The organism is Pseudopedobacter sp. (assembly GCF_040392825.1).
Lineage (GTDB): Bacteria > Bacteroidota > Bacteroidia > Sphingobacteriales > Sphingobacteriaceae > Pseudopedobacter.
This window is the reverse complement of record NZ_JBEBVH010000104.1, coordinates 1-12,903: the sequence shown is the minus strand read 5'-3', so window position 1 is coordinate 12,903 and position 12,903 is coordinate 1. Positions and strand designations below refer to the sequence as shown.

Genomic DNA, 12,903 nt, shown 5'->3' with positions numbered 1-12,903 from the left:
TGCTACTGCAAGTGATAATGCGGTATTTTCTTCCAATACACTGGAATGGAATGTTGGAGTCGCTGTTGGCACTACTAAAAGTGTAACTTTCAGGGTTAGAGTTAATGACGACCTTACCGGTGTTGCATCTATTAAAAACAGAGCGACCATTACAGACAGCGATAATCCGTCTGATCCTCCTAAAAACCCGGAATCTCCGGAAACAGACACAGACCAGATAACAAGTTACGCCGTTAGCAAAACACTGGTAGCAGGTCTGAACGGAAATGGAAAAATAGAACCAGGAGCCGAGTTAACTTATGCAATAACTGTGACCAACAAAGGTAACGTGTTACTGAATAATATAGCTATAGAGGACATTTTTCCTACCGGCACTCTATATATAACGGGTAGTGCAGACAATGCAGGTATCCTTGATGGCAATACGTTAAAATGGAATATAGATATTCCTGTCGGAATTACTCCAAAGGCAGTATCTTTCAAAGTAAAGGTAAATACCGATCTCACTTTGATTCCTTCTATAAGTAACACTGCAACTATTACGGATGATACTCCGCCAACAGATCCTGCAGAACCAAATCCAAAACAGGCGAGTACCCCTAATTATGACACGGAACAAAATGCTAGTTTTGAGGTAACCAGCAGTATTCAATCTTCAGATCCAAGTGGTAATGCAACACCTAATTCTGAATTAACCATAACAATAAGTGTAGAGAACAGAGGTAATGTGGCTTTAAATAATGCTATAATAGAAAATCCATTACCTGCCTATACGACATTTGTAAACGGTTCGGGAGGTGTATATGATCCTTTGACTGATAAAATAATACTTAACATCCCATCTATAGCTGTTGGCGCCACAGAGACTGTGACATTTAAAGTCAAAGCCGATGGCAACCTTAGCAATGTTAGCACAATTAATAATTTTGCAGTAATAACAGCAAACTCAGTTTCTAAAACAACTTCTGCAAGCATCCCGGTTACCTGTCCAAACAGAGCATCTGTTGCTACTATTACGGTACCCGGAAACAATAATACCATATGTGTTGGCAGTAGTGGTACAGCTACCATTACCGTAACATCCAATGACAATTTAACCGACCCTGTCTATTATTTATTCGACAGCGATAACATACTGGTTTATAGCAATACTACGGGAATATTCACTGTAAATGTATCTGCCGGAATAAGCTATACATATAGTGCCGGAATAAGCGCCAATGGTTATTGCGAAACATTGGCCGGTGACAGGAAAAGTATCACATTCTCGGTGAGTAATTTACCTTCTGCCCCAACCGTTGCCGCTACTTCCCTAACCGTATGTCCGAATACGCAAGCTACGTTATCCGTTTCAAACCCGGTACCGGGAATAACATATAACTGGTATGACGCTCCAGTCAACGGCACTTATTTAGGTAGTAACGAAAACTTTATAACAGGCAACATCAGCGCAACAACAATCTTTTATGTAGAAGCTGTAAATGCAACGCAATGTGCTAGCGCCAGCAGAACTGCTGTTACAGTAAATACATATACAAGTCCTGTTGCTCCTGCTACTGTAAACATCACAAACGGACCTTTATGCGCTGGATCTACAGCTGCACTTTCTGTAGACAATCCGATAACAGGAATTACTTACAAATGGTATACAGGTTCTGCTGGTGGAAGTGCCGTTTATGAAGGCAATATGATTAACATTGTCAATATAACAGGTAATACCACACTATATGTTGAAGCTGTCAATCAAAATAACTGTGTTAGCAGTACAAGAACACAGGTAGATATTTCTGTACTTCCTGTGCCTGCACCTCCTGCAAAAATAGATATCACAAATGGCCCTATTTGTTCAGGTTCTGCGGCAACACTGGCTGTAAATAATCCGGATGCAGGCACCACTTACAGATGGTACACTGTTCCTAACGGCGGGAGCCATTTACACGAAGGTAATACTTACACCACAAATAGTCTGAATAGCGATCTGATATTATATGTAGAAGCTTTGAATGGTAATTCTTGTATTAGTGCGACCAAAACATCTGTAACAGTAACCGTGTTGGCAAGACCTACAGCACCAGCGACCGTAGCTGTAAGCAATGGCCCTGTTTGTGCAGGCACAACAGCTACATTGTCGGTTGAAAATCCGGTTCCGGGAGTAACCTACAGATGGTATACTGATGCTATTGGAGGTACTTCTATACATGATGGAAATACCTATACTACCGGCAATCTAATCAACAACACTACTTTCTTTGTTGAAGCTGTAAATGCAAATTCTTGTACAAGTACCAGCAGAACAACAGTTAATGTAACAGTACTTCCACGACCAGATGCACCGATATCTGCGAGTGTTACCAACGGCCCCGTTTGTGCCGGTTCTGCAGCCATACTTTCTGTAGATAATCCCGCAAATGGAATTACTTACAGATGGTATACCAGCTCTGCCGGAGGAACTTCAATTGGCGAAGGTAATATCTTCACTACGGGTAATTTAAACGACAATATCATTTTCTATGTAGAAGCTGTAAATGCAAATTCCTGTACCAGTGCAGCAAGGACGCCTGTTCCTGTTACCGTAGTTCCAGGTTTAAATATTCCTGTTGTAAGCGTCCAAAGCAAAACTACAAACAGCGTTACGTTTAGCTGGAATGTCGTAGCAAATGCCACTGGATACGAAATTTCAGTAAACAACGGCCAAACATGGTCTGCTCCAAGCTCTGGCAACACCGGAACAACCCACACATTCCCGGGATTAAAACCTGCAGAACAAGTATCAATTTCTGTTAGAGCTATCGGAACAACGGCCTGCCAGACGAGTGGCGCATCTGCGGTACTAACTGCTGGTAGCGACAACCCTCTTGGTAACGAAGTATTTATTCCGAATACATTTACACCGAATAATGACGGTCAAAATGACTATTTCCTAATCTATGGGAATACAATAAGCACCATGAACATGAGAGTGTTTAATCAGTGGGGACAACTTATATTCCAGTCTAACCAGCCTACAGTTGGATGGGATGGAAATTATCAAGGTAAAGCCCAACCTTCCGCAGTGTATGTATATCAGGTTGATATCAATTTCAATGATGGAAGCAAAACATCTAAAAAAGGTACCGTGACTTTGATCAGATAAGATCAAAGTCCGGATTACCGGATTTTTATTCAAACACTTTAACAAAAATCTCATGAGAACGAATAAAATAAAACTAACGATATTCTTGCTTATCTCGCTTTGTTCTGTATCAAAAGCGCAGGTAGACCCCCATTTTTCTCAGTATTACGCCTATCCCCTGCTACTTAATCCTGCACTTACCGGTGTAGTAGATGGCGATTACCGCATAGCAATAAATGCAAGACAACAATGGGGCTCGCTAAATAATGCCTATTATACCGGAGCTGCTTCATTTGATATGGCTCCTACTAAAAATCTTTCATTTGGTGCAACGGTAATGAACCAGAAGGCCGGTGAAATAGACTTCAATTATTTGACAGCTCTTGCTTCTGCAGCATACCGGATTAAGCTGGGTTCGGAAGGAAACCAAATATTAAACTTTGGTTTACAGGCTGGAATCATAAACAAGAGCTTTGATGCATCCAAAGCAACATACGGCAATCAATACGACCCCGGAACAGGCTATAACAATGGAATTCCTAATTATGAAAATGTGGCCTCACACTCTTCCTTCTCTCCAGATATCAACGCTGGTTTAATGTATTTTGATGGTACTCCGAACAGAAAGGTAAATATCTTCGCAGGAGCCAGTATTGCACATTTAACCAGACCTGTAGATAAATTTCTGGGAAATAAGGAACGTATCCCTATGAGATATACCGTTCATGGAGGAGCCAGACTAAAGGTTTCGGAATTCATAGGCATTACACCAAACGCCTTATATATGTCTCAGGGTAATGCCCATGAAACTTCCGCAGGTGCTTATGCAAATTTCATGGTCAATTCCGACACAGACATTCTATTCGGAGGAAATTATCGTTTCGAAAGTACAGCGATTGCCTTTCTGGGTTTACAAGTCAAGAATATGGTTTTGGGCCTAAGCTATGACATGAATACAGCTTCTGTCAAAAACATTTCACGAGCCAATGGTGGCCTGGAAATATCGCTTTCCTTCACAAGCAGGAAAGGGATTGTTGGTCCTAATTTCTTCTGCCCAAGATTGTAATCTAAAAACTTACTGACATGAAAATTCAAAAATTAACCGCCATATTTAGTTTTTTTGTCCTAAACGCGTCTGCCCAATTTGTACCAGATTACAAAAGAGCTGCCGATGTTTATTTCCAGAATCAGGAATATTATGCTGCATCTGAATACTACAAAAAAGCATTGAATATTTCTAACGACAGCGTTGGAAATTTAATTTTACCCTACACTCCGGAAAGTAAAACTAAAGCATCAAAAAAGCAAAACACCGAAGTTGAGCAAATGGTATTCAATTTAGCTGAAAGCTACAGAATATATAAAGACTATCAGAATGCCGAAAAATGGTATGCAATTGCTAAAGATTTTAAAGAAGAAAAATATGCTTTAAGTCCTTACTGGTACGCCGTTTCTCTGAGAGCTAATAATAAATACGAAGAAGCCATACAAGCTTTTGGGAACTTTATTAAAAATTATCAGGGTGACCAGAACGTTATCGCTCAGGCAAAGCGGGAAATCGAAAGCAGCAAGTTTGCATTAAGTGAAATGAAATATCCCCGTCTGGCCACATTAAAGCAGCTTCAGGCTCCGCTTAACGCAAAAGGGTCCAATTATGCACCCGTAATACAGAACAATTTAATGTACTTCACTTCGTCGAGACCTCTAAACGTTTCGAAGAAGACAGAGGTTCTGAGCTCAGGCAGTTCTAAAGTTAAGAAAAAAGAATCTCCATATATTAATGCCATTTATAGTGTTGAAAGGGCGAATATATCCGGAGATAATATTAACATAAACAAAGTAGATTTGGGTTTGGCGGCTACGGAGAACGCAGCGATTGCCTTGACACCCGACGGAGGAAGGGCATTTTTCACCAAGTGGGACACAAAAGAAAATACAAAAAGTATTTACACTGCTGTAAAAATGGGCGAAAAATGGTCTAATCCCGAATCTGCAGGCATTCAGATTAATATTAAGGGCTATAACTCTATACAGCCATTTATTACCCCTGATGGAAAATATCTGATTTTTTCTTCTGACAGACCCGGAGGGCAGGGAAAGTATGATCTTTGGTTTGCTCCTGTGAGAGCCGATGGTTCTTTAGGACAGGCGCTTAATTTAGGTGAAGAAATAAACACTACCGGAGACGAACAAGCCCCTTATTATAACTCCAGAAACAAAGCCTTGCTATACAGCAGCAATGGCAGAGTTGGTTTGGGGGGATATGATTTCTACGAGTCTAAAGGAGATTTTTCCACCTGGTCTGCTCCGGAAAACTTGGGCTTCCCTTTCAACTCCGCTAAAGATGATATCTATTTTACCGCTACAGACGGAAATGGGCATGAAGGGTTTATCAGTTCTGACAGAGAGTCTGTATGCTGTCTGGAATTATTTCAGGTGAAGCGTGAGTTCATCAATCTGAAAGGCACATTATTAGATTGTGAAACCGGAAAACCCGTAGAAAAAGCTAAAATTAGTTTAACCGATTCATTAAATAACACCACTAAAGAATTAAGTGCCGGACTAAACGGAGAATATACATTCGCTCTTGATGCTCCAAGACCAATAAAAATCACCGTAGAAAAAGAGGGATACTTTACCAAAACAATAAGATTTTCCCGTCAGGACCTGGCAAAGGCTGATACTTTGCTAAATCCTAACCTTTGCCTGACCCCGCTGGTAATAGATAAACCAATCGTTCTGAAAGACATCTATTACGAATTTAACAGTGCCGAATTAACGCCTATGTCAGCTCAGGCGCTTGATATACTGGCTGATATTATGGCAGACAATCCCAAAATCGCCATTGAATTGAGCTCACATACCGATGCAATAGGAAGTGATGCATACAATTTAGATCTGTCGCAAAGAAGAGCTCAGTCTTGTGTAGATTATCTTATAGCAAAGGGTACAAGTGTTGATAAAATACAGGCAAAAGGATATGGCGAAAGCATGCCTATAGCGCCAAATACCATAAATGGAAAAGACAATCCGGAAGGCAGAGCACTCAATAGAAGAACAGAATTTAAAGTAATCAAAAAATAATCATGTTCTTCTATACCGGCTTTAAAAAGCTGAAAGGATATTTAAAAAATATCCGGTGGGAAATCGATTATGCTATTATAATCATAGAATACACTTTAGTTATTTCGCTTTTCTACTGGTTAATAAACATCTGAAACCAACACTAAAATGCACCAGGTTTAAGTCAGAGAGTGTCGTATGATCAACAAAAAGATCAACGGCACTCCATTTTAACCTGTCACCGCCTAAAACCTTAAAGCCATGAAAAAAACCTTACTCTCATTTGCAATTTTTGGACTCCTGTTTTCTCCAAAAATGTTCGCAGCAGTTGACCCTGCAAATGTTGCCACCCAATTTATTTGTAATGGAGAAAACATTAAAATCCCTAATGCTGCAGCGGGAACAACTTACGAAATTTCATATAGTGCAAATCCTACACCTACTCCAAATGACCCGATAACTCCGACTGTAGGTCCCAGTGAAACTACATTTGCTCCCAAAGGAACCGGATATTATTATATAGCAGTTAAAAATTCCACTACGAATTGTATCTCAGACTGGCAGGAAATTCCCGTTTACGTATTAGACCCTTTGACAATTAGTCCTACTGTTGCAGATTATTGTGGTCCTAATGCTTCAACAACTACATTTACAAGTACTGTTAGTGCAAAAGATCAAAACGCACAGGATGCAAATATTGCCTACCAGTGGTATAGTGTAGATAATACAAGCAGCGCAGAGACAAAGATTACAGGAGCAACAAATGCCACCCTTGTTCCCGTAGCTACCACGGCCGGAGTCTATAAGTATAAATTAAAATATGCTTATTATTTTAACAATAAATACTACTGTGCCGGAGATAGCGGCGTTCTTAATGTTACGGTTAGCGATTTACCAACTAAACCGACTATAACCATTGAAAGTCCGGTGTCTGGTATTTAATTAATGCTGAGGTTTTGTCTAAGATATTTTCTCACCCATACCCTGCTACTCTTTACCATAGCGGGGTATGCCCAATTAAACAATACCGCCCAACCAATAAAAATAACCAAAGGTTCGTCTCTGACATTAAAGGCAAATACGAAAAATGCACAGCATTTTCAGTGGTTTAAAGACGGTACTCCAATTCTAAATGCAGTTTTAAACAGCTATACGGTAAGTGATGCAGGGCTTTATACGGTAATTGCATTTAACGCTACAGATTGTTCTTCTGAAATTTCTGATCCTATTTCAATTATTGTAGAACCTAAACAAACATTATTGGCCGATATCAGCATTGTTAAACTGACCGAACTTACAAGGATAAAAATAAATGATGCGGTAACTTATACATTAAAAATAAACAATAAAGGACCCGAAATTGCAAACAATATAGTTGTAGAAGATCCTTTACCAGATGGATTAGAATTTGTAGAAATTCCTTTTGTTACCGGAGTTAACAGCCAATTTAACTCTGCTAAAAACACAGCCACCTGGGAAATTAAACAGCTAAATAAAGGTGAGAGCTTAGATTTAAAACTGGTTGTAAAAGCCATAAACCCCGGAAATGTAAAAAATGTAGCTTTTGTAAAAGCTGATGAGACAGACCCTAATCTAACGGATAATACTTCTGATGCCATTATTGAAACTATGGAACTGAAAATCCCTAATGTTTTTACACCAAACTTCGATGGTAAGAACGACTATTTTGAGATACCAGGTCTCGAAAATTATCCGGAAAATGAAATTGTAATCCTGAACAGATGGGGAAGTCATGTATTTGAACAAAAACACTATGATAATAAGTGGACCGGCGAAGGTCTACATGAAGGCACTTACTTCTATATCCTAACTATTAAAATGATGGATAAACAGGAAATCTTTAAGGGTTATATCACACTTATTCGCGACAAGAAAAAATGAGGTCTATGAAACGGATCAATTTCATTACTATATGGTATTTAGTTGTGTTGCCATTGCCAGGTATAGCGCAACAGGACGCTAACTTTACCCAGTACATATTTAATACCATTCATGTTAACCCAGCCTATGCAGGATATAAAAATAACCTGTATTTACAGAGTACCTATAGAAAGCAGTGGACCGGAGTAGAAGGTGCACCCGAATCTTTTTCCTTTGCTGCAGACGCACTTCTGGGAAACGAAAAAGTTGGGCTCTCATTAATGGTAAATAGTGATAAAATTGGTGCACAGAGCAATCTCGGAATACACGGAGGTTATGCTTACCATATTTTAATAGACGATTATACAAACAAAAAACTTTCTTTTGGATTTAACATAGGACTACGCCAAACTGCTATGAATGGCAGCGCATTTGATGCGAATGAAGCTGGCGACGAATATATTCCTGCCGGAAATGAGTCTACAATAATGCCAGACGCAAGATTAGGTATACTTTTTTCCAGTCAGCATTTCTTCACTGGTGTATCTGCTTCTAATATACTTTCTGGTCTTTCTATCGGACAAAAAGAGAACGATTGGCATATAGGACTAAAACCACATCTCTATTTTTTAGGTGGACTTATTGTTAAAGCCTCGAACGATTTGATTATTAAACCCATGGTCTTATTAAAAGATGACTTTGGGGGCCCAACAAATCTTGACATAAACGGATTTATTTTGCTTAAAGAAAAAATATGGATTGGAGCGATGTACAGAACTTCTGTAAAATTATATGATAAACCACATTTGCAAAAAGACCTATCCAAGTCCAGTTCCACAGGTGCTCTGATAGAACTTTTTCCAACCTCAAAACTCAGAATTGGATATTCTTTCGACTATTCTTTAAACAAGCTTAAAAACTTAAATAATGGCACTCATGAAATTTCGCTAGGTTTATTCCTGAGAGACAAATCAAATAACCGAACGCAATACGGGTGTTATTTCTAATGAAATACTTTCTTTATCTCCATAAAGTGCCGAATTATATGCAATAGGGCATCTTTTAGACACATTAGCTATTCTGCGCCGCAACCTTTTAGTGTGTAAATTTCCTTTTTAAATAATAGTACCTTAATCGTATGTAATCATAATACAAAGCGACAAGAAGAACAAAAACGGCAATTAACAGTGTATTTAACACCAATCTGCTATACACCAACCCTCCCAGCAGGCAACCACTAAAAAAACAAAATATAATAGCCAGTTTCAAATTGATACTTCGTTTAATTTCCTTATAACTAAACATATCACGCCGACAAAATATCAATTGGGAAAGTTCGATACCCAAATCTGTAAATATGCCTGTTAAATGTGTTGTCCTGACAACAGAACGCGATACCTTGGTAACTAAAGCATTTTGTAGTCCCATAGCAAATAGCAGAAGATATGCAATAAGTTGAGTGCCAAAAACCTCAAATCCTAAAACTGAAATCAAGAATAAAATGCTCATTTCCATAAACATGGGAATTACATAAGAAACAGATGCATTTTTTCTGATAATAACCTCTATAAACAGGCTTGAACAAAATGCTCCCATTAAAAAGGATAAGATGTATAAAAGAAACACAATGGCAGCCGAGTAGCTCTGCAGTACGACTTCTTCAGAAAAATAAGCGAAATGACCTGTTACATTTGTAGTAAGAATTTTTAAAGCCATTACTCCAGTTACATTCACGATTCCCGCAGCAAAAGACAACATGGAAGCCAGCTTTAAATTATGTGAATAAGTTCGGTTTTTTCCTATATGTCTAAACATAATTCATATAGATTAGCCTGCAAGTATAAATTTATTTCTTTCATAAATTTAACCATAATCTTAAATTCTTTTATAGCCAGGAAGAACATATATCTTATTAAAAGCCTGATTATGCAATAAATAAATGTACTTAAAATACCTATACAAACCCATCTTGACAAATCTCTGCATTTTTACCTGTAAAAGAAGAAGTTGTCTAAGCCCTCAGAGGATTTTCTTCCTGATCTCAAGTATGAAGTATCCGTCATTATCTTCCGTTTTAATAATGGAATTAGAGAAAACATTTAACTGTTATTTTTTTAATTATATTTAATGAAGCTAAGTGGTTCAAACAAATGAGAACAATAAAAAAACATCTGTTTATTCAAATCTTCATCGCTTTTATCGCACAGAACTTATGTGGCCAGATAAAACCGTCTACAAAGTCGCTAGTCCAGTTCCACATAATCCCGTCTACAACAGATAGTAGTATTACATCTTTTGATTCGCCACACCTGGTTGTTTACAATCCGTCTATTAAACAAGGGAAATTGCTAATCTTCCTGACAGGAACCGGCGGAATCCCCCCTAAAAAGCCTAATGATTTTTTCTTAACGGCTATAGAGCAAGGCTACCGGGTAATAAGCTTGTCTTATTTTAATCTTCCGGCCGGTGTGGTAGTATGTGCAGAAGAAAAACAGTTTAATAAAGACCCGGATTGTGTAGAAAAGTTTAGAATAAAAAGAATTTACGGAGAAAACGTCACCTCATTATTTCCCGACGAGCCACAAGATGCTATCATTAACCGTATTACTAAATTACTTGTTTATCTTGCAGACCACGACAAACAAGGTAACTGGGAGAAATATTTGCAGAACGGCGATATAAAATGGAATGAGATTGCTTTATCAGGCCAGTCACAAGGAGGTGGAATGGCAGCTTTTATCGCTAAACGTTCGCGGGTGGCAAGGGTAATTTCCTTTTCCGGCGGGTGGGACTACGCCGGCGGAAATAAAATAGCAAGCTGGTATTCTAAAGATAGTGTTACTCCTCCTAAACGCTGGTATGCAACTTATCATGTCGAAGAACCCAAAGCAATGACGATTTTGGAAAGCTGTAAAGCGATGAAAATTCCAGACAATCATATTTTGGCTTTATCAAAAGAAGTACGCCAGACAAGTAAAGCACATGGTGCCGGAATTAGTGATAAAATTTATAAACCAGAATGGATTCAAATGCTGGGAAAAGGGAACTAGCAGGATATAAATGGGTATTTACCTTAATAAGGTAATTTTTAAATTTCTTAAATAATACACAAGAAGTTCCAAGGAATGCATTTAGCACTTTTGGCCGCTTTACCCTTTCTTCATTTTTACGCAAAATGGAGACTTCAATATTTCCAGTAGGTCAAATAGAATCTACTTTACCTAGAGCTTACTAAATCTTTACTAATCCGCTCATAATGTCTTCGGGTTTGATTATTATTTAATATATAAATGCTTCGATAAAAAGACAGGTTAAACACATTTTAAAGAGGGAGTAAAAAGGGATCAAAGAGGGATAATCTCCCTGTTTTGTCCGAGTTTCATCCGTCTTTATATGCAATCTGTCTCCAATCTGTTATAAACCGGTATGGAATCATCCATACTTTTAACATGAGTGCTGAACCATAGTAAGCAATCGGATGACATGTTAATGTAGTCCGAGTGTTGAAAGTCTGGAGACTCCTTTTAGAATCCGAAGAGATGCTTTGCTTAACTCTACGAACAGAAAAAGGTATAAGTCTTTCTGTCAGAGGAATTATGTGCCAATAGACGGTTCGAGGTTGTTTGTCTGCCCGATATAGTACTTATCCGAAACCTGAGATTGAAGAATATAAACCCAATACATAAGTAAAATATAATGGATATAATATGAAAACAAAAAAGCCAATAAGAAGAACTTATCGGCTTTTGATGCTCCCGAAGCTGAGTATTTTTCTAGAAATCTGCCAGATGATCTGACCAGAATTTCAAAGATTGGCGGGGATAACTTAGAATAAAACAATGAACGTCAGTTACACAATACAATTTTCATAAAACCGGCACCTTCTTGCTAGACTTTAATCACTTTATGTGCGCCATGAATATCTTTCGATACTCTAATACATTAACCTGTCTCAGGTTGTAATACTGCGACTTACAAACTTAAAAGCACATATTTAATAACAATAATCTTCACCAACAAAGATTACTCGACTAATTCAAAATCTCCCTGAACAACATCTTTACAGGAGCTCTCTTTTTTACATCCTAAGAATAAAACCAGTACCAGTATACTTAAAACAATTTTTAAACTATTCATGATATTCACAATCTTATATAATAATTACTTTTCTTTTAAAAGGATATTGATAATCTTCCACTCATTTCCCAATGTAGCTATATAGGAGCCTGCGTTTAAATCCGGGAATAATGCCTCGCCATTTTTAATTTGCCGAGTTGCTACAGTTTTCCCGTTGCTGGTAACCTGAACTAACGCTCCTTCTCTTTTAGAAACAACTTTAATAGCTCCCCGAGCATAGCATACCGCATCTTTTTTATAGAATAATGTGGGATCTGTTGATGAACTTATATTAACCTTATAACTTTTTAAATTGGATTCGTCTTCAGACAATACTTGATAAGTTATTTCTGAAGAGAAATTATCAATAATTTCACCAGATTTTTGCAATACCTTGTTCTTAAAAAGACTTGCACCCGCACTTAAAGTAAATATTGGTTTCAGGTTTGTCAACGGATAACTTTCTGATATATTCACTTTTACAGTTCCGTTGTTAACTATTGACGATAAACTCTTGATATCTATAAAATTGAAAGAGAGTATTTCTGACAAATGGTTAAGAGCTGGTTCTGCGATGCTATAGGATTGAAATAGATTTCCTTTATGTTCATTCACTACAAATATAAGCGGTTTGCTTACAGTGATAACCTTATCTGTAGAGCTATCATACAATTTAAAATTTATGGATTCGCTTTGCTGGTTTGAAAATACGGTAAGAAAAGAATAATAAT

Annotated in this window: 10 protein-coding genes; 7 read left to right on the top strand and 3 right to left on the bottom strand. The window is 37.9% G+C overall.

The features are described 5' to 3' along the window. The 6 genes from ABWO41_RS09125 to ABWO41_RS09100 form a co-directional block, all read left to right on the top strand. Window positions 1-3,133, top strand: a 3,133-nt coding sequence (locus tag ABWO41_RS09125) for an Ig-like domain-containing protein (protein ID WP_353136779.1), incomplete at its 5' end; no start/stop codon positions are given. A 52-nt stretch (window positions 3,134-3,185) separates the two neighbouring features. Next, on the top strand, window positions 3,186-4,178 hold the full coding sequence (locus ABWO41_RS09120) for a PorP/SprF family type IX secretion system membrane protein (RefSeq protein ID WP_353136776.1): 993 nt from the start codon (window positions 3,186-3,188) through the stop codon (window positions 4,176-4,178). Window positions 4,179-4,195: 17 nt separating this feature from the next. After that, entirely contained in the window at window positions 4,196-6,196 is a 2,001-nt protein-coding gene (locus ABWO41_RS09115) for an OmpA family protein (RefSeq protein ID WP_353136773.1), read from the top strand. A 240-nt stretch (window positions 6,197-6,436) separates the two neighbouring features. Continuing rightward, the gene (locus ABWO41_RS09110) at window positions 6,437-7,117 is read left to right on the top strand and encodes a hypothetical protein (protein ID WP_353136770.1); all 681 of its coding nucleotides are present in this window, start codon (window positions 6,437-6,439) and stop codon (window positions 7,115-7,117) included. A 3-nt stretch (window positions 7,118-7,120) separates the two neighbouring features. Next, window positions 7,121-8,077, top strand: a complete 957-nt coding sequence (locus ABWO41_RS09105) for a T9SS type B sorting domain-containing protein (protein WP_353136767.1) — start codon at window positions 7,121-7,123, stop codon at window positions 8,075-8,077. A 5-nt stretch (window positions 8,078-8,082) separates the two neighbouring features. Continuing rightward, window positions 8,083-9,063 (top strand): PorP/SprF family type IX secretion system membrane protein, encoded by a 981-nt coding sequence (locus ABWO41_RS09100; protein ID WP_353136764.1) that lies wholly within the window; start codon window positions 8,083-8,085, stop codon window positions 9,061-9,063. 88 nt (window positions 9,064-9,151) lie between these two features. Here ABWO41_RS09100 and ABWO41_RS09095 read toward each other — a convergent pair whose 3' ends face one another. Then, window positions 9,152-9,871 carry a YoaK family protein gene (locus tag ABWO41_RS09095; protein ID WP_353136761.1) on the bottom strand — a complete coding sequence of 240 codons (720 nt, stop codon included), beginning with the start codon at window positions 9,869-9,871 and terminating at the stop codon, window positions 9,152-9,154. 335 nt (window positions 9,872-10,206) lie between these two features. On the opposite strand from ABWO41_RS09095, the gene ABWO41_RS09090 reads away from it, so the two are divergent. After that, window positions 10,207-11,106, top strand: coding sequence for a BPSS1187 family protein (locus ABWO41_RS09090; RefSeq protein WP_353136758.1), 900 nt, complete (start codon window positions 10,207-10,209; stop codon window positions 11,104-11,106). A 544-nt stretch (window positions 11,107-11,650) separates the two neighbouring features. Here the strand turns inward: ABWO41_RS09090 and ABWO41_RS09085 are convergent. Both ABWO41_RS09085 and ABWO41_RS09080 read right to left on the bottom strand, forming a co-directional pair. Further along, on the bottom strand, window positions 11,651-11,740 hold the full coding sequence (locus tag ABWO41_RS09085; protein WP_353136755.1) for a GIY-YIG nuclease family protein: 90 nt from the start codon (window positions 11,738-11,740) through the stop codon (window positions 11,651-11,653). Window positions 11,741-12,217: 477 nt separating this feature from the next. After that, window positions 12,218-12,903: SGBP N-terminal domain-containing protein (locus ABWO41_RS09080; protein ID WP_353136752.1), on the bottom strand; the 686-nt coding region annotated here is incomplete at its 5' end.